The sequence below is a fragment of the Aurantiacibacter luteus genome, from assembly GCF_001010945.1.
Lineage (GTDB): Bacteria > Pseudomonadota > Alphaproteobacteria > Sphingomonadales > Sphingomonadaceae > Alteraurantiacibacter > Alteraurantiacibacter luteus.
In genome coordinates this window covers 1,044,254-1,064,700 of sequence record NZ_LBHB01000002.1, presented here as the reverse complement: position 1 = coordinate 1,064,700, position 20,447 = coordinate 1,044,254, and the positions used below count along the sequence as shown (strand labels likewise).

Sequence of the window (20,447 nt, the reverse complement as noted above, 5' to 3'; positions counted from 1 at the left end):
ACCGCCTCGGGCGCAAGCGGTACGCAGTGCTCGAATGCTTCGTCGTCACGCAGATGCAGCTCCAGCTTCATCTCGTCGGCGGGAATGGTCCAAAGCGCTACGGGTGAGGAGGCCGAGGCGTCCTTCCAGTCGATCCCGCTCAACTGCTCCCAGGTCATGCGACGCACCATGCCAGGTCGCTGTGCCGTGAGGGCAAGGACACGAGCAGCCAGGCGTGTGACGGGTGATGCTCCGGCGCTATCGACGTCGTGCACCAACTGCCGCACGCCATCGACTTTGATGAGCGCCGGATACCGCTTCGCAGGTGGCACGGGCTTGAGCGCGGCGCCTACAGCGACAGCCGGGTTGTCGGCCTTGATGCCGAGCCCGCGGGCGTAGACGAACACCGACCCGACCCGTTGCTTCAACCGGCGGGCAGTCTCGATGGCGCCCCGCTCCTCGACCTTGCGCAGCACGGCAAGCAGCACCGGCTCGTCGATCTCGCCCAATTCCAGTGTGCCGATGTGCGGAAAGACATCACGCTCCAGGCTGGTGATGACGTCGTTTGCATGGACCGGCTTCCAGCGAGGCAGCTGCTGCTCATACCAGTCGCGCGCGACCGCCTCGAACGTCTGTCGCTCGTCGCGTCCGCCGATCAGCTTGCGTCGCGCCTTGTCGACGCGCGGATCGCGACCCGAACGCAGGATCTTGCGCGCATCGTCCCGCGCCTCGCGGGCGGCGGCGAGAGATACATCGGGATAAGTGCCGAGACCGAGCGCCTGCTCCTTGCCGTCGAATCGGTATTTGTAGCGCCAGGTCTTGTGGGCCTTGGGTGAGACATGCAGGAACAGCCCCTGCCGGTCGGCGATCTTGTAGGTCTTGTCTCGCGCCGCGGCCGCCTTGACCGCCTTGTCCGTCAGCATCTGCTTTACCCCCAAACCGCCTCGAAGCTTACCCCCAATTTACCCCTATTTGATCGGAGCAAGGGGTAAATGCGGAAAGAAGAGGATGGACGCTAATCGCCGCAAAACGCAAGGTTTATCGCGCTTTATGGCTGTTCACAGAATTCTAGAAAACGGATGGTGGCGGAGCGGGAGGGATTCGAACCCTCGATACGGTTTTGCCGTATACACACTTTCCAGGCGTGCGCCTTCGACCACTCGGCCACCGCTCCGCATGCCTGTCTTGGCAGAGCGGCGCGTCTAGCGAGGGCCGCGCGGGATGACAAGCGCCGCGCTCCGCCTTAACGCGGGAGGCATGACACGCGATTTCGGCACGGCCTGCAGTGCAGACGAGATGGAGGCCATGGCGCGGGCCGCTTACGCTTCGCTGCCCGCCGAGTTCACCGCGCACCTCGGCGACGTGATCGTGCAGGTGGAGGACTTCGCCGAGGACGAGCTGCTCGCCGAGATGGACATCGAGAGCGCCTACGACCTTACCGGCGTTTACGAGGGCCTGCCGCTGACCGAGCGCAGCGTCGAGCATTCGGGCACCATGCCCGACCGGGTGAGGCTGTTCCGGGTGCCGATCCTGCTCGAATGGGTGGAGCACGGCGACATCGACCTCGCCTTCCTGGTGAAGCACGTGCTGGTGCACGAGATCGGGCACCACTTCGGCCTTTCGGACGAGGACATGCACGCGCTGGAGGATGCGGCGGACTAGGCTTGTCATCCCGCCGCCGCGTGGCAGGATGCGCGGCATGAAGCATCTCGCCAGCCTAGCTTTTCTCGCCCCCATCTCGCTCGCTTGGTCCCTGCCCGCCGCCGCGCAGGAGGCCGAGGAGCCCGCCACCCCGACCTCGGTCATCGCCGCCGCCGGTGCGGACGAGTGGATCGCCATCGCGCCCGAGGACCTGCTGGTCATGGACCTTGCGCCCGATGCGCGGGGCAATGCGCGGCGCGTGGTCATCCAGCTGATGCCGCCGCCGTTCAGCCAGCCTTGGGTCGCAAACATCCGCACGCTCGCCGCCGCGCACTGGTGGGACGGAACCAGCGTCAACCGGGTGCAGGACAACTACGTCACCCAGTGGGGCGACGTGACCGAGGCCAAGCCGCTGCCGGAGGGGGTGGTGTCTCCGATGGCCGAGTATACAGTGCAATGGTGCAACTACCATGTTTGTCCAGCATTGCCTCCCGTCGGCAATCTTGGTCGGCGCCTGACGTCTGAACACGGCTGGAACTCATTCGTAGAAGGATGGCCCATCGGTGAACTGGAAGGCCGGAGCGGGGCTTGGCCCATTCACTGCTACGGCGCCGTCGGCGTGGGCCGCAACATGGCGCCCGATACCGGCACCGGGGCGGAGCTCTACACCATCATCGGGCAGCCGCAGCGGCACATGGATCGCAACCTCGCGGTGGTGGGCCGGGTGATCGAGGGGATGGAGCATCTCTCCAGCCTGCCCCGCGGGCACGGTGAGCTGGGGTTCTATACCGAGGAGGAGGCGGACCTGCGCGTGCCGATCCTGTCGGTCCGGCTGGGGAGCGAGCTGGCCTCGGCCTCAAGCAGCGAAGCGGTAGGCCAACAAGAAAGCACGCCGCGGTACGAATATCTCGACACGGCGGGCCAGAGCTTCGCGCGCTACGTGGCGGTGCGGGCGAACCGTAACGATGCGTTCTACACCGTGCCCGCGGGCGGGGTGGACGTGTGTAGCGTGCAGGTGCCGGTGCGGCGGGCGGAATGATCTGCGCCCGCGCGCGAAGTTGACAGTGTCAAGCTGGCGTTGTCGGAAAATGCTTGTCGGTCAATGTGTTGCGCGGACTGCGAAGTTGACACTTCGCCGTGTTGGCGCGGAAAGTGCGGGCGGGTCGACGATGCGAAAGAGCTTCGCGGGGCTAGGCTTCGCGTAGGGTTGTAGGAAAGCAAAACTCTGCGCTCTCCCCCACCCGCTCATGCTGAGCTTGTCGAAGCATGGTTGGCTAATCCTGCCTTCCGCGTGGGTGCGGGCACCCTTCGACAAGCTCAGGGTGAGCGGGGGGGGATAATAGGGACGAGCGAGCCTTGTAGGCCCTCCCCCTAAATCCTGTCCGCCTGCGCCACCGCGTCGCTTGCCCTCAGCGCGCTGACGATGCGGGTCAGGTGCGCCAGGTCCTGTACCTCCAGGTCGACCTCGTAAGTGTGGAACGGGTCGTCGCGCTGGGTCAACACCAGGTTCATCACGTTGGCGTTGTTGCGGGCGAAGACGCCGGCCATCTCGGCCAGGGTGCCGGGGCGGTTGTAGAGCACGATGAGCAGCCGCCCGACCGCGCCGTGCGAGCGTTCGCCCCACGACAGGTCGACCCAGTCCGCATCCACGCCGTTGGCGAGCTCGAGGCAGTCGATGGCGTGCACCTCGACCGCCTTGCGCGGACGGCGCAGGCCGACGATGCGGTCGCCGGGCACCGGGTGGCAGCAGTTGGCGAGATCGAAACCGGCACCCGGCGTCAGCCCCTTGATCGAGATTGCCCTTTCCTGCGCCGGTTCGCTCGGCAGGTCCGCCGTGCTGCCGGGGACGAGCGCCTCCATCACCTGCCGGTCGGTCACCTTTGCCGAGCCGATGGCGTGCATCAGGTCTTCCACGTCCTCCAGCCCCAGCCGTTCGACCGCGGCCTTGGTCGCCTTGCGGCCGACCTTGGCGGGCAGGCGCTCGGCGATCTCGTCGAACATCTTCTGCCCGATGTCGGCCACCTCCTCGCGCTCCTTGGCGCGCACGGCGCGGCGGATGGAGGCGCGGGCCTTGCCGGTGACGACGAAGCCCAGCCAGGAGAGCTGCGGCTCGGCGTTCTTGCCCTTGATGATCTCCACCACGTCGCCGTTTTCGAGCGGGGTGCGCAGCGGCATATGGCGTGCGTTGATCTTGGCGCCCACGGTCTGCGCGCCCAGATCGGTGTGGACGGCAAAGGCGAAGTCCACCGCGGTCGCGCCCTTGGGCAGCTGGAACAGCGCGCCCTTGGGAGTGAAAGCGAAAATGCGATCCTGGTAGATCGCCATCTTGGTATGCTCGAGCAGTTCCTCGGCATCGTGGCTGGAATCGACGATCTCGATGAGGTCGCGCAGCCAGCCCACCTCGCCGTCGGGCCTGATTTTCTGATCCGCGCCGCCCTGCTTGTAGGCCCAGTGCGCGGCGAGGCCGAATTCGTTTGTGCGATGCATCTCGCGCGTGCGGATCTGCACCTCCACGCGCATCGACTGGTCGTAGAACAGCGTGGTGTGGAGCGACTTGTAGCCGTTGTTCTTCGGCGTCGAGATGTAGTCCTTGAAGCGCCCCGGCACGAACTGGAACTGCTGGTGCAGGATGCCGAGCGCGCGGTAGCAATCCTCCACGCTGCCGGTCAGCACGCGAAAGGCCATGATGTCGCTCACCTGCTCGAACGGCAGGTGGCGCTCGGCCATCTTCTTCCAGATCGAATAGGGATGTTTCTCCCGCCCCCAGACCTCGACCGCTAGGCCGGCCTCGCTCAGCGCCTGCTTGATGTCGAGCGCGATGCGGTCGACCTGCCCGGTGTCCGACTGGCGCAGCTGGTCGAGCCGGTGGGTGATCGTCTCGTAACCCTCGGGCTCCAGCTGCTGGAAAGCGAGGAGCTGCATCTCGCGCATGTATTCGTACATGCCCACGCGCTCGGCCAGCGGGGCGTAGATATCCATCGTCTCGCGCGCGATGCGGCGGCGCTTATCGGGCGACTTGATGTGGTGGAGCGTGCGCATGTTGTGCAGGCGATCCGCCAACTTCACCAGCAGCACGCGGATGTCCTCGCTCATGGCGAGGAGGAATTTGCGCAGGTTCTCGGCCGCCCGCTCGTCGTCGGTCAGCTGCTCGATCTTGGAAAGCTTGGTGACGCCGTCCACGAGCCGGGCGACGTCGGGGCCGAACTTCTCCTCCACGTCCTCGATGGTGGCGAGCGTGTCCTCCACCGTATCGTGCAGCAGCGCGGTGATGATGGTTTCCTGATCGAGCTTCAGGTCCGTCATCAGGCCCGCCACCTCGACCGGGTGGCTGAAATAGGGGTCGCCGCTGGCGCGCTTCTGGCTGCCGTGTTTCTGCACGGTATAGACGTAGGCGCGGTTCAGCAGCGCCTCGTCGGCATCGGGGTCGTATTCCTTGACCCGTTCAACGAGTTCGTACTGGCGCAGCATCGGGTTCGATGTGCGGTGCAACATGCGCGGGCGCAAGGGGGAAAGCGCCGGAAAGCTCGCGGGCCGGAACGGTTTCCTCGTCCCGGCCCGACTTGTCTTACTGCGCGGGCGCTTCTGCCTCGCTGGTGCGGCCGACGATCTTGTCGACGTTGCCGCGGGTCATCGAGTGATAGCCGCCGCGCGTTTCGTCATAAATGCCGGTCGCGATGGGCTGGCCCCATTCGCCGGTGTCCCACAGCGCCTGGAACAGCGGGCTGACGAACTTGTTGCGGCCCACCCGGGCAAGGAACTCGCGCGCCTGCGGGACGGCGGGTTCGTACTCGTTACGCAGCGCCGCCTGCAGCCACAGGAACAGCACCTCGTTGTTGCCGCTCTGCGAGAGCGAGAGCGCCCGGTCGAGCGCGGCGAGCTGGTCGGCGCTCATCTCTTCCGGCAGTTCGGCGAGGAACCGGCGCTGCTCCGCCGCGGTCCAGCCGCGCCATTCGGCGGCGTCGGGGATCGCCTGCGTGTCGGCATAGGCGGTGACGGCGGCGTCCACCTCGGCAAAGGCCGCCGGGTCGGGGCGCTTGACGTTGGCGGGGATGCCGGTGCCGTAGACCCATTCGTCCAGCATCAGGCGCTCTTCCAGCTCGGCATCGCCCTTGACCAGGTCCTCGCGCAGGCTCGCGAGGAACATCTCGGAGGTCGCGGGCTGGAAGGCATGCTCGTCGAACCACTTGGTCAGCCAGGCGTCGAAAGCCTCGCGCCCGACAACGCTCTCGACCGTCTTCAGGAAGGCCGTGCCCTTGTCGTAGATCGCCTCTCCGGCGGTGTCGAAGGGGCTGGTGCCCTCGGGCGTGCGCATCGCGGTGAGCGGGCTGTCGGCGCCGTTCTCCTCCACCATGGCTTCCAGGTCGGCGAAGCTCAGCGCGTATTCCTGCTCGGCCCGGTCCGCGCCGTAGACCTGCTCGGAAATGCGGTTCTCGATGTAGCTGGTGACGCCCTCGTTCAGCCAGCCGTCGCGCCAGCTCGAATAGGTGACCAGGTTGCCCGACCAGCTGTGCGCCAGTTCGTGCGCGACGAGGCCGTTGTTCGACCGGTCGCCGGCGATAAAGGTGGGAGTGAGAAAGGTGAGCGTCGGGTTCTCCATCCCGCCGTAGGGGAAGGAGGGCGGCAGCACGATCATGTCGTAGCGGCCCCAGCGGTACTCGCCGAACAGGCCGACGCCGGCATCGATCAGTTCCTCGGTATCGCCCACTTCCTCGGCCGCGGCTTGCAGGGTCTCCGGCTCCGCCCAGACGCCGGAGCGCGGGCCGACCTCGGCGAACTCGATGTTCCCGGCGGCGAGCGCGATGAGGTAGGGGGGGACGGAATTGTCCATGACGAACTCGAAGGCGCGGCGGCCGTTCTCGACCTCCTCCGGATCGCCGCGGCTGATGCCGGACATGACCACGGTCAGCGGCTCGGGCGCGGTGATTCGCGCTTCCCAGGTCTGGCGGATGCCGGGGCTGTCCTGCGTCGGGATCCAGCTGCGGTTGAGGATCGCCTGGCCCTGGCTGAACACGAAGGGATAGCGCCCGCCCGCGGTCTGCTCGGGCTCGAGCCACTGCAGCGCCTCGGCCTCCGGCGCGCTGGCATAGGCGATGACGACCTGCTGCAGGTTCGGACCGGTGCTCTGGCCCAGCTGGATGGTGATCGGCTCGCCCTTCTCTGCATTGCCAGGATCGGCCTCTCCGATGGTATATTCCAGCGCGTTGCCCTGCCCGTCGGTCACTCCGCCGACCATCAGGCCGTTCGAATCGAGCACCAGTTCGCGCGCGCCCTCGGCCGCCTGCACGTCCAGCGTGGCCGTGCCGTCCACCCGCTTGCCCTCGAAATCGAGGTCGAGGTCGAGTGCCACGTGCGTCACCCGCGCTTCCAGCGGCTTTGCATAGGTGAACTCGTCGAAGGCCTGCTCGCTGGTCAGGATGGGCGCGATCACGCGCTCCTGCTCGGGCAGATCGTCGGCGGTGCAGGCTGCGGCGAGCAGCGTGAGGACGGCGATGGCGGATTTGCGCATGGGAACTCCGGTAAGACTGGGCGGGGCCGTGGCCGCGCTGTTAGGCAGATTGTCGGACCCTGTCATCGGTTTGTCGAGGCCGGGTGGGATAGAGCGGCGATTTCACGCATTGCTCATCGTGCACTCATGTCGATCATGCCAGGGCCGGGCATTGTGTTTCCGGGACTGCACGACGAAGGACAACCTGCAATGAACCGTTTCCTCCTGCCCGTCGCCGCCGCCCTGTGCGCAGCCACCGCCCTGCCCGCCTTCGCGCAGTCGCAGCAGCCGCAGCAGCAGCCGCAGGAGGACGATCCCATCGTGGTCGACGGCGAGCGCATCCGTTCCGCCGAGGCACGCAACCAGGCGCGCGACATCACCCCGCGATCGCCCGGCTGGGGCGACCCGCTGGCGCGGTTCCAGAACCCGGTCTGCGCTGGCGTGTGGGGCCTGACGGAAGAGAATGCGCAGGCGGTGATCGATCGCATCTACGACAATGCCGAGCGCGCGGGCGTCGCCATCGACCAGACCCCGGGATGCAGCGCAAACCTGTGGGTCATGTTCGTCAACGATCCGTTGGAAACCTTCCGCGACCTGCGGCGGGAAAACAGCGTGATGGTGCGCAACCTGTCCACCTTTGACCGCGACCGGGTGGAGGAGCAGACCGGCCCGGCCCTGGCTTGGAACCTCATCTCCACCCGCAACCGCGAAGGCCAGTTCATCTCGGCAGGCAACGTCGATCCGGGCGAGATTCCCGGCAACCAGGTGACCGCCATGTCGCGCGCCACCTCGGCCGTGCGCATGGACATCGACGCATCGGTCGTGCTGATCCGCCGCTCCGCCATCGCCGGGCTCGATGCCTACTCGCTGGCCGACTACGCCACCATGCGCGCGCTCGCCCGCACCGAGGAACCGGAGGAGGCGGGCCGCTTCGATTCGGTCCTCACCTTGTTCGGCGACGGAGAGGTGGACCGTTTGAGCGAGTTCGACCTCGCTTATCTGCAGGACCTCTATTCCAGCCGCGCCACCCAGCCGGGCCGCCAGGGCCACGGCCGCATCGGCGTGCTTATGGACCGCGCCGACGGCAGTTGATCCACGCCGGCTTGCCAGCCTCGCAATGAGCGGATAGCGTGCGGGGATGAGAACGTTCCCAGCGCCCGCCGCTCTCGCCGCCCTGTGCGCCATCGCCAGCCTCTCCGCCTGCACGGCGACGACGCAGGTTCCCGCGCCGGCCAGCGCCGCAGGCCGGTCGCTGATCTGGTCCGACGAATTCGACACAGGCACGCTCGACCGCGCCAAGTGGACCCCGGTGGGGACCGACTTCTGGGTCAACTACGAGCAGCAGGCCTATGTCGACGATCCGCGCACCATCCAGTTCGCCGACGATGTTGCCGGAGCTGACGGCGGCGTTTTGGTGCTGCGGCCGGTCTGGGCCCCGGGCGAGGATCCCAACGCCGAACGCCATGCCGATTTCCTCTCCGGTCGCCTGACCTCGCAAGGGCAGTTCGACTTCACCCACGGCCGGGCCGAGGCGCGCATCCGGATGCCCGACGCGCGCGGCGTCTGGCCCGCGTGGTGGGCGCTCGGCAACGGCCAGTGGCCTGACACGGGCGAGATCGACATCATGGAATACGTCGGCGAGGCGGACTGGACCGGCGTCGCCGTCCACGGCCCCGGCTATTCGGGCGAGACGCCCATCGTCGACCGCCAGTATTTCGGCTCCGGCACCGACGTCACCGACTGGCACGTCTATGCCGTCGAGTGGACGCCGCAATACATGAGCTTCCAGGTCGACGGGCGCGAGACCTACCGCGCCACCCGCGCCATGATCGAGCATTACGGCGAGTGGCGCTTCGATACGCCCAAGCACCTCATCCTGAACTTTGCCATGGGCGGGGCCTATCCGCACAAGGTGAACGGCATCGACGAGCCCTATCCCGGCATCCCGCAGGAAACCGTCGACCGCGTGCGCGCGGGCGAGCCGGGCCTGGCAATGTACGTCGACTGGGTAAGGGTCTACGCGCCCGCACGGTAGCATTTTGAAGAACGGCGCGGGCGTGGTAGGTTCACGCACCATGCGCTCGCCTTTCTGCCTCTCCCGACTGACGGCGATTTCGCTCACCCTGATCGCTGCGCCGGCCCTTGCTCAGGACAATGGCGAAGCGCGGGCCGGGGATCGCGATCCAGGCATTGTGGTGCAGGGGGAGCGGCCCGCAGGCGAGGTCGACGGCACTGCCGTGCGCGCACAGGCCCGCTCGATCATTGCACCCGAAAGTCGTGCCACCACCTATATCGAGGCGGTCGCCCGATTTCAGCGCCCCATCTGTCCCGGCGTCGTGGGGCTCACGCCCGGAAACGCGCAGGACGTGATAGAGCGCATCTACCGCAATGCCGAGGCCGTAGGGCTGGAGATAGACGACGCGCCCGGCTGCACCGGAAACGTGTGGGTCATCATCGTCAACGATGCGGGTGCCGTTTTCGATCAGCTTCGGCGGGAAAACAGCTTCCTGCTTCGTGGCATCTCGCACTTTGCCCGCAACAGGATCGAGGAGCAGACCGGACCGACCCGTGCCTGGAACGCCATCCAGTTGCGAACAGAGGGCGGAATGCCCGTCGAAAGCATCAACACGCCCTGGATGATGTCGCGCCTGCGTGCCAACGTGCGCGAGGACATCGAGTTGTCGGTCGTGCTGATCGAGCGCAGGGCCCTCGCCCGGTTCGACGCCTATGCCATCGCCGATTTTGCCACCATGCGCCTGTTGACGCAAACCCGTCCTCCGACGGGTGATGTGGCCTACGACACTGTTCTCCAGATTTTCGACGAAACGGCAGCCATGCCCGCAACGGCACGGCTATCGGCCTTTGACCTGGCCTACCTGCGGACGATCTACGATAGTCACCGAATGGCACCGAGTACTGCCGTTTTCGGCCGCGTCGGCCGACGCATGGAGCGCGATCTGGCGGCAGCGGCAGGCGACAGCCGCTGACAGATCCGTTGCGCCGGCCGTTCAGCTTTTCGCCGTCCCCGTCAGCGCGCTGAAGGCCTCGATGCGGTCGATCCGTCCGGAGACCACCAGTTCGTCGTCGGGCAGGATCAGCGTGTCGGGCACGGCGTGGAGGAAGTCCTCGCCCGCGCGCTTAACCCCCACCACCGTCACGTCGTAGCGGCTGCGGCAGGCGCTCATCATCAGCGGCAGGCCGACGACCGGCTCGGGCGCCTTCAGCCGGGCGATCGCGAACTGGTCGCCGAAGCCAATGAAGTCGAGCAGCCGCTCGTTGACGAGGTGCGCCACGCGCTCGCCCATCTTCTGTTCGGGGAAGACGACGTGGTGCGCGCCGGTGCGCTCCAGGATGCGCCCGTGGTGTTCGGAATTGGCCTTGGCCCAGATGTTGGGAATGCCGAGGTCTGACAATGCCAGCACTGTCAGCACGCTTGCCTCGATGTCGCTGCCGATGCCGACGACGGCGGTCTTGAACTCGGCGGCGCCGAGACGTTTCAGCGTCTCGATTTCCGTGCAGTCGGCCTCCACCACGTGGGTGAGCAGCTGGGCGTGGTCGCGCACGATCTCGGGGCTCATGTCGGTGCCCAGCACCTCGTGCCCCATGCGTTCGAGCGTCACGGCGACGTTGCTGCCGAAGCGGCCGAGGCCGGTCACAAGCACGGGTTCGCGTCTGTCAGCCGACAATGGGATTCTCCTCTGGATAACGGAAAGGCCGGTCGCGCCCGCCAAGCGCCAGCGCGGTGGCGGCGGTAATGGTGCCCACGCGGCCGACGAACATCAGCAACGCCAGGATCAGCAGCGCGGGCGCAGGAAGCTGCGCGGTAATGCCGGTGGAAAGGCCCACCGTGGCGAAGGCGGAAATGACCTCGAAGAGGACCTCGGCGAGGCGCAGGCGCGTCATCGCGGTGATGGCCATGGTCGCGGACAGGATGAGGAACAGCGCGATGAAGGCGACGGTCAGCGCCTGCCGCTCAACCGCGTGGCCGAAGCGGCGGCCGAACATCCCCGCGTCGCGGCGGCGCAGCACCTCGGCAAGCACGATGGCGGCGAGCACCATGAACGTCGTCACCTTGATGCCGCCCGCCGTGCCCGCGCTGCCGCCACCGATGAACATGAGCACGTAGTTCACCACCAGCGTATCGTCGCGAAAGGCGCCGACGTTCAGGCTGTTGAACCCCGCCGTGCGCGGCATCACGGCGTGGAAGAAGCCGTTGAGCACTTTCGTGCCGAGCGGCATCGGGCCGAGCGTATCGGGATTGGTCCACTCGGTCGCCAGCAGCACCAGCGTGCCGCCAACAAGCAGGATCGCCGTGCCCGCCAGTGTCATGCGCGAGTGCAGCGTCCAGCGCCGGGTATCAAGCCGGTGCTCGCGCCAGTCCTCCATCACCGGGAAGCCGAGCGCGGAAACGATGATGGCGAACGCAATGGGCATGAGGACCAGCCAGTCGCCCTGGAAACCCATGACGCTATCCGAAAAGGTGGAGAAGCCGGCGTTGTTGAAGGCGCTGACGGAATGGAACACGCCGTTCCACAGCGCGGTGGCCCAGGGCATCTCCCAGCGCGTGGCGAAGCGCAGGGTGAGGATCAAGGCGACCACCAGCTCCACAGCCAGCGTGATGCGAAAGATGAGGCGCAGCAGCGAGGCGGTGTCGGCAAGGTTCAGCCGGTCGCGCTCCACCCGCGTCGCCATCTTGTCGCGCAGGCTGAAACCGCGCCCGGCCATCAGGCCGAACAGGGTGGCGGCGGTCATGATGCCGAGCCCGCCGATCTGGATCATCAGCAGGATCGCGCCCTGCCCGAAGGCGGACCAGTAAGTGCCGGTGTCGACCGTGACGAGGCCCGTGACGGCCACGGCCGAGGTCGCGTGGAACAGCGCGGTGACCGGATCGGTCACGCGGCCCTCGGCGCTCGATACGGGCAGCATCAGCACCAGTGTGCCGAGCAGGATCAGCCCTGCGAACAGCAGGGGGATCAGCCGCACGGGATCGCGAAGGACGCGCCTCATTGCGAGCAAATGCCCGCGCGCCCGTCTAGCTCCACGTGACCTCGGGCGGCAGGCTCATGAGGATCGCATCGATGTTGCCCCCGGTCTTGAGGCCGAACAGCGTGCCGCGGTCGTAGACGAGGTTGAACTCGACGTAGCGGCCCCGCCATTCGAGCTGGCGCGCTTTCTCTTCCGGCGTCCATTCCTGCCCCATGCGCTTCCTGACGATGGCCGGAAAGGCGTCGAGGAACGCCTCGCCCACGTCGCGGGTGAAGGCGAAATGGCGCTCGAAACTCGCCTCGTCCTCGCATTCGAGATGATCGTAGAAGATTCCGCCCACGCCGCGATGCACGCCCCGGTGCGGCAGGAAGAAATACTCGTCCGCCCACTTCTTGAACCGCTCGTAATAGGTCGGGTTGTGCGCGGCGCAGGCGGCGCGCAGGCGGGCGTGGAAAGCGTCCGTGTCCTCGGCGTATTCGATCGGCGGATTGAGGTCCGCCCCGCCGCCGAACCAGGCCGCCTGCGTGGTGAGGAAGCGCGTGTTCATGTGCACGGCGGGGACGTGCGGATTGGCCATGTGCGCGACCAGGCTGATGCCGGTGGCGGTGAATTCGGGCGCCTCCTCGCTCGCGCCGTTGACGCTGGCGGCGAATTGCGGGGCGAACACGCCGCTGACGGTGGAGACGTTGACGCCGACCTTTTCGAACACGCGGCCCTTCATCACCCCGCGCACGCCGCCGCCGCCGTGGCTTCCGTCATCGGTGTCGCGGTCCCAGGCGATGTAGTCGAAGGCGGCGTCGGACCCCGCCTCGCGCTCGATGGCCTCGAACTCGGCGCAGATGCGGGTCCGCAGGCTCTCAAACCAGTGGCGCGCTTGTTCGGTCTGGGTTGTCCAATCCATGCGGGGCTCTTGCCAAAGCCGCGGGCAGGCGGCAAGGGTCGCGCATGGTTCCCCTTTCGTTCGCCTTCCCCTTCTGCGGGGACGAGTTCCGCCTCGTCCAGCAGCGCGCCCTCTACTGGCCGCGCGAGAATGCGCTGCTGGTGGCGGACCTGCACTTGGAAAAGGCGAGCTTCTTCGCCCGCCACGGCCAGCTCCTGCCGCCCTACGACAGCCGCGAGACGCTGGAGCGCGTGGCGCTGGCCCTGCGCGAGACGGGGGCGCGGCGGGTCTATACCCTGGGCGACAACTTCCACGATTCGGCGGGCTCGGGCCGCATCGAGGAGCACGCCGCGGGGATGCTTTCCGCCCTCACCCGTGCGACCGACTGGGTGTGGATCACCGGCAACCACGACCCTTCGATGGAGGCCAAGTGCGGCGGCACCGTCGCCGTCGAGCTGGAGCTGAACGGCATGGTGCTGCGCCACATGGCCAAGCGCGGCGAGACCCGGCCCGAGCTTTCCGGACACTACCACCCGCGCGTGCAGCTGAAGATCCACCACCGCCACATCCGCCGCCCCTGCGCCGTGGTGGCGCACAACGGCAACCAGACCTGCGGGCGCATGATCCTGCCCGCCTTCGGGGCGCTGACCGGCGGCATGGACGCCGCCGATCCCGCGATCCTGAAGGCCCTGCAGCCTGCCAGCGCCATCGACGCCATCGTGCCCACGAAACAGCGCATCGCGCGCTTCCCGCTCTGGCGGGAGGCCGCCTAGACCCCGCCTGCAAACTGCGGCTGGATCGGCCCTTCCACGCGGATCGCCGTCGCCCGGCTCATGCGGAAGGGGTCGAAGCCATCCCAGCCGCCGTCGTTGTATCCCGCGCCCAGCGCCCAGCGGTTGAAGGGGTGCAGCACGATGGCGTTCGCCCCCGCCTCCTTTGCCGTATCGCGCAGCCGCGCCTCGATGGCGGGGCGCGGGTCGCCGTCGTTGCTGACCTCGACCTCGCCGATCACGGTGATGCGGCCCGGCACCTCGGCAAGCGAGCCGTAGGTCCGCACCTCGCCCGCGCGCGGCAGCGACGGGGTGAAGCGGGCAGCAGTCTCGGGGCTGGCTTCGACCACGGAGCAGGCGGAGAGGCCGGCGAGCGCCAGCGCCGCGGCGGCGGCAGCCACGCGGGCGCTCATCGCACCTCTCCGGTGTTGCCGAGATAGTGCATCGGCGGCGGGGCGTCGCCGATGTAGATCGCGGTGGCGCTGTAATTCTCGAACGGATCGTCCAGCGAGAGGCCGAGCTGCACGCGCGTGCCGTTCGGGCGGCGGTTCATCGGGTGGAGCACCAGCCCGTTGGCTCCGCGCGCGCCGGCCATGGCGCGTAGGTCACGCTGCAGATCGAGCAGGTTCGCTTCGCCGTCGTCATGCACGGTCAGCTCCTCGACCACGTAGAAGCTGCCGCGCACCATGTCGGCGGTCTCGAAGACCTGCACGTCGCGCGGCGCGACCGCCACGGCGCGGGTCATGGTGACACCCGGCGGGCCGATCCGCTCCACCGTGCAGCCGCCCAGCGCCAGCACCACGCCTACTCCCAAGCCTACGATCGCTCGCATAAACCCCATATCCTCCGTGACGAACCGCCGGCCTTGACGGCCGGTCAGACACACGGATTGCGCGGCGAATGCTGAACGGCAAATTGCGCGGGCCGCGGCGAGCGCCGCATTTTTGCCACGCCGGCGGCGCCGATGGCGGGCGCGCGCACTTATCCCCTTCCGGACGGCGCGCCGAACCACTACATAGCCGCACAGACAACTGGCAGACTCAGGAGATACCCATACCTCGTCCACCCCGCCGCATGATGGCACCGCCGGTCAAGACCGGCCCGAAATACGACGAATTCATCCAGTCCGACAAGGTCCGCGTCATCGATGGCGACGGTGAGAACCTTGGCGTGATGTACACCCGCGAGGCGATCGAGCAGGCGGCCGAGGCCGGCCTCAATCTCGTCGAGGTTTCGCCCAATGCGAACCCGCCGGTGTGCAAGTTCCTCGACGTCGGCAAGTACCGCTACGAAGCCCAGAAAAAGGCCAACGCGGCGCGCAAGACGCAAAAGACGCAGGACATCAAAGAGATCAAGATGCGTCCCAACATCGACGATCACGATTACGATGTGAAGATGCGCGCGATGAACAAGTTTATCGACAACGGCGACAAGGTGAAGGTCACCCTGCGCTTTCGCGGGCGCGAGATGGCGCACCAGCACCTGGGCATGGACCTGCTCAAGAAGGTGCAGGACGACATGGCCGAAACCGCCAAGGTCGAGGCTTTCCCCCGGCTCGAGGGCCGACAGATGCTGATGGTGCTCTCGCCCAAGTAAGCGGTCCGGATCAGAGGGAACGGGGCGAGCCGTTGGTTGGTTCGACCTTCATGAAAAGGATTGCCTCGCCTCTCGCCTTCTCCTTCCTGTTGCTCGCCGCCTGCGATGCGTCGACGGAAGACGACTCGCGCGTCGAAGCGGTCGACATGGGCAACCTGCCCGATACGCCGCGACCTGTGTCGCCGCCCCCGTCTCCGCCGCCCCGCGTCGGCGACACGCCAGTGGGAGTGAATGACGGCTACCCCGACCTCACGCCCACGCCCTCCACGCCCGAGGCCGAGCGCACCGAGACCGGCGCGCGCAACGTGTTGCTCTCATTTGCCCGCGCCATCGAACTGCAGGAATGGGACCAGGCCTGGGCGATGATGAGCGAGGCCGACCGCAGGCGCTGGAGCAAGGCGCAGTTTGCCGCGCTGTTCAGTGACCTGTCGGACGTGACGGTCGCCGTTCCCGGCGGCACGATGGAAGGCGCGGCGGGCTCCAGTTACTACACCGTACCCACCGAAATCACCGGCGCCGACCCGGATGGTCGCCCCGTGGCCTACACCGGCGAGATCGTGCTGCGCCGGGTGAACGACGTACCCGGCGCGACGGCAGACCAGCTACGCTGGCACATCGAGCGCGTGACGCTCGACTGGACGCACTAGAAGACGCTGAAATCGAGCAGGGTAAAGCGCGCCGGCTGCGTGGCAAACACGCCGTGCCCGCGGAACATCCGCGACCCGAAGGTCAGACCCACGGTGCCCGCGTTGTCCAGCATCTGGTCGAATTCGCGCGGGTTGCGCTGGCGGTTCGATCCCATGACCGAGATCCAGTTGTCGTCGAACATGACGGTATGCTCGTGCACGCCCGGGGAGAGTTCGAACATGGTCTCGTTGGGCGAATACCAGCGCGAGAACTCGCTGCGCCCGCGCCCGCGCCAGTCGTCGCCCGCGGCCTGCAGGTAGAGCGAGACGGTGCCCGGCAGATCGGGCGTCTCCTGGGGCACGAAGCGCACGCCGGGGCGCGCATCGATGCGATAGCGGAAGCGGATGCCGCGCGCGCCGCCCAGCGGGCCGGTCGCCCGGGTGATGTAGTGCACGTGTCCGTCGCTCGCGCGCGGACCGGGGAAATCGAAATACCAGCCCCTGCCGTCGGCGATCGGGTGGTCGGGCATGTTGACCGAGTAGTTGCGGCCGCGGATCACCGGACCGATCTGCCAGTCGTAGTCGGGCGCGCCGCCGCGCTGGGCAAAGGCGGGGACGGCATGCGCGGCCACGGCGGCGCAGGCGGCGGAAGTGAAGAATCGGCGTCTGTCCATGCCTGCACGTTACGATCGCCACGTTGAGCGGATGCTTGCCGCGCCGTTGTCTGGCAGTCAGCTTTCCAGGCTCGCCGCGATGGCCTACGGCGGGCGCCGGGAGAGGGAGGTTTCGCGCATGACGGCGGCTCGCATCGGCTTCTGGCTCGGCCCGCTGCTGTTCGCGGCCAGCCTGCTGCTGCCCGCACCCGGCGGCATGGCAGGACCGGCCTGGCACACCGCGGGCCTCGTCGGCTGGATGGCGACCTGGTGGATGACGCAGGCCGTGCCGCTTTCGGTCACGGCCCTGCTGCCCTTCGCTGCCGTGCCCTTCTTCGGCGGCGGCACGGCGAAGGAGGTCGCGGCGGACTATTACTCGCCGATCATCTTCCTCCTGCTGGGCGGCGCCTTCCTTGCCCTCGCCATCGAGCGCACCGGGCTGCACCGGCGGCTGGCGGCAGGGATACTCGACCGCATCGGCGGCCGCGGCGGGGAATTCGGCCTGCTGCTGGGGTTCATGGCGGCGGCGGCGCTGCTCTCCAACATCATCTCCAACACCTCCACCGCGCTCATCATGATGCCGATGGTGCTGGCGGTGCTGGCAGGCGCGGCCTCTGACCCCGAACAAGGGCCTCGGACCGAAGGTCTGTTCGGGGCGCTGCCGATGGGCCTCGCCTTTGCCGCCAGCATCGGCGGGCTCGGCACGATCATCGGCTCGCCCACCAACGCCATCGGTGTCGGGGTGGTGCAGGACATCTCGGGCGTGGAGATCAGTTTCGCCATCTGGGCGATGTACGGGATGCCGGTGGTCCTGCTGGGCGTGCCGCTGGCGGCGTGGATCGTCGCAAGGGTCCACCGCGTGGCCGACCACCCGTTCGACATGGCCGCCGCACGCAAGGCCATCCAGCCCGCGGGCGCCTGGTCGAGCGCCGAGCGGCGGCTGGTGCCGGTAATCGCGCTCGCCTTCCTCGCCTGGATGCTGCGCAGCTTCGTCGCGCCGTTCCTGCCGGAAGATTCGTTTACCGACGGCACCATTGCCATCGTGATGAGCCTGCTGCTGTTCGTCCTGCCTGACGGCATTGGCCGGCCGCTGCTCACCTGGCGGGAGGCGAACCATGCGCCGTGGGGCGTGCTGCTGATGTTCGGCGGCGGCCTGGCGCTTGCGGGCGCGATGAGCCGTTCTGGCCTTGCCGCATGGCTGGGCGAGGCGCTGCTGGTGCTGGACGGCGTGCCGCTGGTGATCGTGGCGCTGGCGCTGGTGGCCCTGGTCGTCCTCATCACCGAGTTCGCCAGTAACGTCGCCACGGCCAGCGGGATCATGCCCGTCGTCGCCGCGCTGGCGGTGGCGCTGGGCGGGGAAAGCGATTTCCGGACCGTGCTGCTGCTCGCCATGCCCGCGGCGATGGCGGCAAGCTGGGGCTTCATGCTGCCCGCCGGCACCGGCCCCAACGCCATCGCCTGGGCCACCGGGCGGCTGACCCTTCCGCGACTCATCCGCGCCGGGCTAGCGCTGGATCTTGCAGGCATCGCCCTTATCGTCGGCGTGGCGTTTGTGGTTTCATCGGTGACCGCTTGAAGCGGCCCGCGCGGGCGGATAAGGCCCTGCCCCATCGCCCGACGGTGCAGAGGCGTCCCTGCGGAGGTTAGGGACGGGCGGCCCGGCGGGCCTTATCGGCTCCTGCCTTCCTGGGAGTGTCTCGACACGAAGGATGCCCGAATGGCCACGTCCGACAACGACCCGATGAAGCCGGTCGCCACCCCCACTCCGCGCCGCAAGCCCAAGCAGGAAATCACCAGGATCGGCGGGCGCGAGCTGAAGCCCTCCACGCTGATGATGGGTCACGGCTACGACCCGGCCCTGTCGGAAGGCTCGCTCAAGGCGCCGATTTTCCTCACCAGCACATTCGCCTTCGAGAACGCGGCCGCGGGCAAGCGGCATTTCGAGGGCATCACCGGCAAGCGACCGGGCGGTGCAGAAGGCCTCGTCTATTCGCGCTTCAACGGGCCGAACCAGGAGATCCTGGAAGACCGGCTCGCCATCTGGGACGGCGCGGAGGACGCGCTGTGCTTCTCCAGCGGCATGACGGCCATCGCCATTCTCATCCTCGCCGCGTGCAAGGCGGGCGACGTCATCGTCCACTCCGGCCCGCTCTACGCCGCATCCGAAGGCTTCGTAGCCAAGGTGATGGCGCGCTACGGCGTGCGCTACGTGGACTTTCCCGCTGGCGCCGACCGCGACCAGCTCGACGAAGTGATGGCCCGCGCCAAGGCCATGGCCGAGGAGAGCGGCGGCGAGGTGCCGCTGATCTATCTCGAAAGCCCGGGCAACCCCACCAACGCGCTGGTGGACGTGGAGGCCGTCAAGGCCGCGCGCGACGCGCATTTCGACCCCGACCGCTGCCCTATCGCCATCGACAACACCTTCCTCGGCCCCCTGTGGCAGCGCCCGCTGGAGCAGGGCGCGGACCTCGTCGTCTATTCGCTGACCAAGTACGTCGGCGGCCATTCGGACCTCGTGGCGGGCAGCGTCTCGGGCGCCAAGCGCTGGATCGACGCGGTGCGCGCGCTGCGCAACACCATGGGCGGCATCGCCGATCCCAACACCGCCTGGATGCTGCTGCGAAGCCTAGAGACGGTGGAACTCAGGATGCAGCGCGCGGGCGAGAACGCGGAAAAGGTCTGCGCCTTCCTGAGCCAGCATCCCAAGGTGGAGAAGCTCGGCTACCTCGGCATGATCAAGGATGCGCGCCAGCAGGACATCTACGACCGGCATTGCCTGGGCGCGGGCAGCACGTTCTCGATGTTCATCAAGGGCGGCGAGGCGGAGTGCTTCGCCTTCCTCGACGCGCTGAAGGTGGCCAAGCTCGCCGTCAGCCTCGGCGGCACGGAGACGCTCGCCAGCCATCCGGCCAGCATGACGCACCTCTCCGTTCCCGAGGGCCGCCGGACCGAACTCGGCATCGCCGACAACCTGGTGCGCGTGTCCATCGGCATCGAGGACCCCGAAGACCTCATCGCCGACTTCGCGCAGGCGCTCGAAGCAGTCTGACCGAAATGGCGGCGCGGCGGGTCCTGTTCGTCCACGGCGCGGCGGGCGATGCACGGGTGTGGGCGCCCGTCATCGCCGCCCTCCCGCCGAGCATGGTCGGCGAGGCCATCGACCTCGCCTACCACGGCCCCCGACGCGGCTCGGCGGGTGACGGGAGCGACTTCGGCACGCGCCTGCACCGCGACGATCTGATCGCCGCGCTGGAGGCGGGCGAGACCCCTGCGCATGTCGTCGGCTGGTCCTACTCCTGCCACGTGGTCTTCGCCGCCATGCTAGCGCGGCCCGAGCTCTTCGCCAGCATCCTGTGTCACGAGCCGTCCATGCCGACTTACGTGGAGGACGCGGCGCAGATGGCCGCGTTTCACGCCGACTTCGGGCCGCGCTTCGCCCCCGTCTTCGCCGCCGTCGCTCAGGGCGACGATGCGGGCGCTCTTGCGGCCATGTGCGGCGAGGCATGGCAGGCCATCGCGCCCGCACGGCAGGCGATCTACCTCGATAATGCCGCAACCCTTCCCCTGCTGTTCGGCGGCGGGGAGGCTCCGATGCCGATTCGCGCTGCAAGCCTTGCCGCCTGCGACATCCCCGCCTGCATCACGCTAGGGGATGCCTCGCCGGACACCTTTGCCGTCCCCGCCCGCGCGGCGGCAGGCGCGCTGGCATCGGGCCGGTTGCAGATCGTCGCGGGCGCGGGCCATTTCCTGCCCGAACTCCAGCCCGCGCGCTTTGCACACATCGTCGGCGACTGGACCGGATCGCCGGCGGCGGCACCCGGCCGGGCCTAA

The 20,447-nt window shown here is 67.7% G+C and carries 20 protein-coding genes and 1 tRNA gene; 11 read left to right on the top strand and 10 right to left on the bottom strand.

Going from position 1 to position 20,447, the window contains the following annotated elements:
* Together AAW00_RS11690 and AAW00_RS11685 are read right to left on the bottom strand one after the other, a co-directional pair.
* Positions 1 to 902: tyrosine-type recombinase/integrase (locus AAW00_RS11690; RefSeq protein WP_047004438.1), on the bottom strand; the 902-nt coding region annotated here is incomplete at its 3' end.
* A 160-nt stretch (positions 903 to 1,062) separates the two neighbouring features.
* Positions 1,063 to 1,153, bottom strand: a tRNA-Ser gene (locus tag AAW00_RS11685).
* Between the two features lie 83 nt (positions 1,154 to 1,236).
* Between AAW00_RS11685 and AAW00_RS11680 the strand changes: the two genes are divergently transcribed.
* Together AAW00_RS11680 and AAW00_RS11675 are read left to right on the top strand one after the other, a co-directional pair.
* Positions 1,237 to 1,641 (top strand): metallopeptidase family protein, encoded by a 405-nt coding sequence (locus AAW00_RS11680; RefSeq protein WP_047004634.1) that lies wholly within the window; start codon positions 1,237 to 1,239, stop codon positions 1,639 to 1,641.
* Between the two features lie 37 nt (positions 1,642 to 1,678).
* The gene (locus AAW00_RS11675) at positions 1,679 to 2,659 is read left to right on the top strand and encodes a peptidylprolyl isomerase (protein WP_047004633.1); all 981 of its coding nucleotides are present in this window, start codon (positions 1,679 to 1,681) and stop codon (positions 2,657 to 2,659) included.
* A 332-nt stretch (positions 2,660 to 2,991) separates the two neighbouring features.
* Here the strand turns inward: AAW00_RS11675 and AAW00_RS11670 are convergent, their stop codons facing one another.
* Both AAW00_RS11670 and AAW00_RS11665 read right to left on the bottom strand, forming a co-directional pair.
* The gene (locus AAW00_RS11670; protein WP_047004437.1) at positions 2,992 to 5,088 is read right to left on the bottom strand and encodes a RelA/SpoT family protein; all 2,097 of its coding nucleotides are present in this window, start codon (positions 5,086 to 5,088) and stop codon (positions 2,992 to 2,994) included.
* A 97-nt stretch (positions 5,089 to 5,185) separates the two neighbouring features.
* On the bottom strand, positions 5,186 to 7,126 hold the full coding sequence (locus AAW00_RS11665) for a M1 family metallopeptidase (protein ID WP_047004436.1): 1,941 nt from the start codon (positions 7,124 to 7,126) through the stop codon (positions 5,186 to 5,188).
* Positions 7,127 to 7,315: 189 nt separating this feature from the next.
* Between AAW00_RS11665 and AAW00_RS11660 the strand changes: the two genes are divergently transcribed.
* Genes AAW00_RS11660 through AAW00_RS11650 form a run of 3 tightly spaced genes read left to right on the top strand, consistent with a single transcriptional unit; the run spans position 7,316 to position 10,092 of the window.
* A complete protein-coding gene (locus AAW00_RS11660) occupies positions 7,316 to 8,197 on the top strand; it encodes a hypothetical protein (RefSeq protein WP_047004435.1) in 882 nt (293 codons plus the stop codon).
* Between the two features lie 46 nt (positions 8,198 to 8,243).
* Positions 8,244 to 9,140 (top strand): glycoside hydrolase family 16 protein, encoded by an 897-nt coding sequence (locus tag AAW00_RS11655; RefSeq protein WP_082125034.1) that lies wholly within the window; start codon positions 8,244 to 8,246, stop codon positions 9,138 to 9,140.
* A gap of 40 nt (positions 9,141 to 9,180) precedes the next feature.
* Positions 9,181 to 10,092 (top strand): hypothetical protein, encoded by a 912-nt coding sequence (locus AAW00_RS11650; RefSeq protein WP_047004434.1) that lies wholly within the window; start codon positions 9,181 to 9,183, stop codon positions 10,090 to 10,092.
* Between the two features lie 21 nt (positions 10,093 to 10,113).
* On the opposite strand, the gene AAW00_RS11645 is transcribed toward AAW00_RS11650, so the two are convergent.
* Genes AAW00_RS11645 through hemF form a run of 3 tightly spaced genes read right to left on the bottom strand, consistent with a single transcriptional unit; the run spans position 10,114 to position 12,992 of the window.
* Positions 10,114 to 10,791: a potassium channel family protein gene (locus AAW00_RS11645; protein WP_047004433.1), complete on the bottom strand. Its 678-nt coding sequence runs from the start codon at positions 10,789 to 10,791 to the stop codon at positions 10,114 to 10,116.
* Positions 10,781 to 12,112 carry a TrkH family potassium uptake protein gene (locus tag AAW00_RS11640; RefSeq protein ID WP_047004432.1) on the bottom strand — a complete coding sequence of 444 codons (1,332 nt, stop codon included), beginning with the start codon at positions 12,110 to 12,112 and terminating at the stop codon, positions 10,781 to 10,783. Before AAW00_RS11640 ends, AAW00_RS11645 begins: the two co-directional genes overlap by 11 nt.
* Positions 12,113 to 12,137: 25 nt before the next feature.
* A complete protein-coding gene (gene hemF / locus AAW00_RS11635; RefSeq protein ID WP_047004431.1) occupies positions 12,138 to 12,992 on the bottom strand; it encodes an oxygen-dependent coproporphyrinogen oxidase in 855 nt (284 codons plus the stop codon).
* Between the two features lie 44 nt (positions 12,993 to 13,036).
* Here hemF and pdeM point away from each other — a divergent pair, with 44 nt between their 5' ends.
* Entirely contained in the window at positions 13,037 to 13,744 is a 708-nt protein-coding gene (gene pdeM, locus AAW00_RS11630; protein ID WP_047004430.1) for a ligase-associated DNA damage response endonuclease PdeM, read from the top strand.
* On the opposite strand, the gene AAW00_RS11625 is transcribed toward pdeM, so the two are convergent.
* Complete coding sequence (locus AAW00_RS11625; protein ID WP_047004429.1) at positions 13,741 to 14,154, bottom strand: hypothetical protein; 414 nt, start codon at positions 14,152 to 14,154, stop codon at positions 13,741 to 13,743. The genes pdeM and AAW00_RS11625 overlap by 4 nt on opposite strands.
* Entirely contained in the window at positions 14,151 to 14,573 is a 423-nt protein-coding gene (locus AAW00_RS11620; RefSeq protein WP_156170050.1) for a hypothetical protein, read from the bottom strand. Before AAW00_RS11620 ends, AAW00_RS11625 begins: the two co-directional genes overlap by 4 nt.
* Before the next feature lie 242 nt (positions 14,574 to 14,815).
* Here AAW00_RS11620 and infC point away from each other — a divergent pair, with 242 nt between their 5' ends.
* A complete protein-coding gene (gene infC / locus AAW00_RS11615; protein WP_047004427.1) occupies positions 14,816 to 15,337 on the top strand; it encodes a translation initiation factor IF-3 in 522 nt (173 codons plus the stop codon).
* A gap of 50 nt (positions 15,338 to 15,387) precedes the next feature.
* The gene (locus AAW00_RS11610) at positions 15,388 to 15,984 is read left to right on the top strand and encodes a hypothetical protein (RefSeq protein WP_047004426.1); all 597 of its coding nucleotides are present in this window, start codon (positions 15,388 to 15,390) and stop codon (positions 15,982 to 15,984) included.
* Here the strand turns inward: AAW00_RS11610 and AAW00_RS11605 are convergent.
* Positions 15,981 to 16,637: a hypothetical protein gene (locus AAW00_RS11605; RefSeq protein WP_052761900.1), complete on the bottom strand. Its 657-nt coding sequence runs from the start codon at positions 16,635 to 16,637 to the stop codon at positions 15,981 to 15,983. The genes AAW00_RS11610 and AAW00_RS11605 overlap by 4 nt on opposite strands.
* A 118-nt stretch (positions 16,638 to 16,755) precedes the next feature.
* Between AAW00_RS11605 and AAW00_RS11600 the strand changes: the two genes are divergently transcribed.
* The 3 genes from AAW00_RS11600 to AAW00_RS11590 all read left to right on the top strand — a co-directional run bounded on the left by AAW00_RS11600 (position 16,756) and on the right by AAW00_RS11590 (position 20,447).
* On the top strand, positions 16,756 to 18,192 hold the full coding sequence (locus AAW00_RS11600; protein ID WP_047004630.1) for an SLC13 family permease: 1,437 nt from the start codon (positions 16,756 to 16,758) through the stop codon (positions 18,190 to 18,192).
* Between the two features lie 141 nt (positions 18,193 to 18,333).
* The gene (locus AAW00_RS11595) at positions 18,334 to 19,665 is read left to right on the top strand and encodes a cystathionine gamma-synthase family protein (protein ID WP_047004425.1); all 1,332 of its coding nucleotides are present in this window, start codon (positions 18,334 to 18,336) and stop codon (positions 19,663 to 19,665) included.
* 5 nt (positions 19,666 to 19,670) lie between these two features.
* The gene (locus AAW00_RS11590) at positions 19,671 to 20,447 is read left to right on the top strand and encodes an alpha/beta fold hydrolase (RefSeq protein WP_052761899.1); all 777 of its coding nucleotides are present in this window, start codon (positions 19,671 to 19,673) and stop codon (positions 20,445 to 20,447) included.

Coding starts and splice junctions, on each gene's coding strand:
- infC (WP_047004427.1), top strand. CDS start 14,816: ATGATGGCACCGCCGGTCAAGACCGGCCCGAAATACGACGAATTCATC.
- AAW00_RS11665 (WP_047004436.1), bottom strand. CDS start 7,126: ATGCGCAAATCCGCCATCGCCGTCCTCACGCTGCTCGCCGCAGCCTGC.
- AAW00_RS11600 (WP_047004630.1), top strand. CDS start 16,756: ATGACGGCGGCTCGCATCGGCTTCTGGCTCGGCCCGCTGCTGTTCGCG.
- AAW00_RS11605 (WP_052761900.1), bottom strand. CDS start 16,637: ATGGACAGACGCCGATTCTTCACTTCCGCCGCCTGCGCCGCCGTGGCC.
- AAW00_RS11655 (WP_082125034.1), top strand. CDS start 8,244: ATGAGAACGTTCCCAGCGCCCGCCGCTCTCGCCGCCCTGTGCGCCATC.
- AAW00_RS11640 (WP_047004432.1), bottom strand. CDS start 12,112: ATGAGGCGCGTCCTTCGCGATCCCGTGCGGCTGATCCCCCTGCTGTTC.
- AAW00_RS11610 (WP_047004426.1), top strand. CDS start 15,388: ATGAAAAGGATTGCCTCGCCTCTCGCCTTCTCCTTCCTGTTGCTCGCC.
- AAW00_RS11675 (WP_047004633.1), top strand. CDS start 1,679: ATGAAGCATCTCGCCAGCCTAGCTTTTCTCGCCCCCATCTCGCTCGCT.
- AAW00_RS11670 (WP_047004437.1), bottom strand. CDS start 5,088: ATGCTGCGCCAGTACGAACTCGTTGAACGGGTCAAGGAATACGACCCC.
- AAW00_RS11650 (WP_047004434.1), top strand. CDS start 9,181: ATGCGCTCGCCTTTCTGCCTCTCCCGACTGACGGCGATTTCGCTCACC.
- AAW00_RS11660 (WP_047004435.1), top strand. CDS start 7,316: ATGAACCGTTTCCTCCTGCCCGTCGCCGCCGCCCTGTGCGCAGCCACC.
- AAW00_RS11680 (WP_047004634.1), top strand. CDS start 1,237: ATGACACGCGATTTCGGCACGGCCTGCAGTGCAGACGAGATGGAGGCC.
- AAW00_RS11620 (WP_156170050.1), bottom strand. CDS start 14,573: ATGCGAGCGATCGTAGGCTTGGGAGTAGGCGTGGTGCTGGCGCTGGGC.
- AAW00_RS11590 (WP_052761899.1), top strand. CDS start 19,671: ATGGCGGCGCGGCGGGTCCTGTTCGTCCACGGCGCGGCGGGCGATGCA.
- AAW00_RS11625 (WP_047004429.1), bottom strand. CDS start 14,154: ATGAGCGCCCGCGTGGCTGCCGCCGCCGCGGCGCTGGCGCTCGCCGGC.
- AAW00_RS11595 (WP_047004425.1), top strand. CDS start 18,334: ATGGCCACGTCCGACAACGACCCGATGAAGCCGGTCGCCACCCCCACT.
- hemF (WP_047004431.1), bottom strand. CDS start 12,992: ATGGATTGGACAACCCAGACCGAACAAGCGCGCCACTGGTTTGAGAGC.
- pdeM (WP_047004430.1), top strand. CDS start 13,037: ATGGTTCCCCTTTCGTTCGCCTTCCCCTTCTGCGGGGACGAGTTCCGC.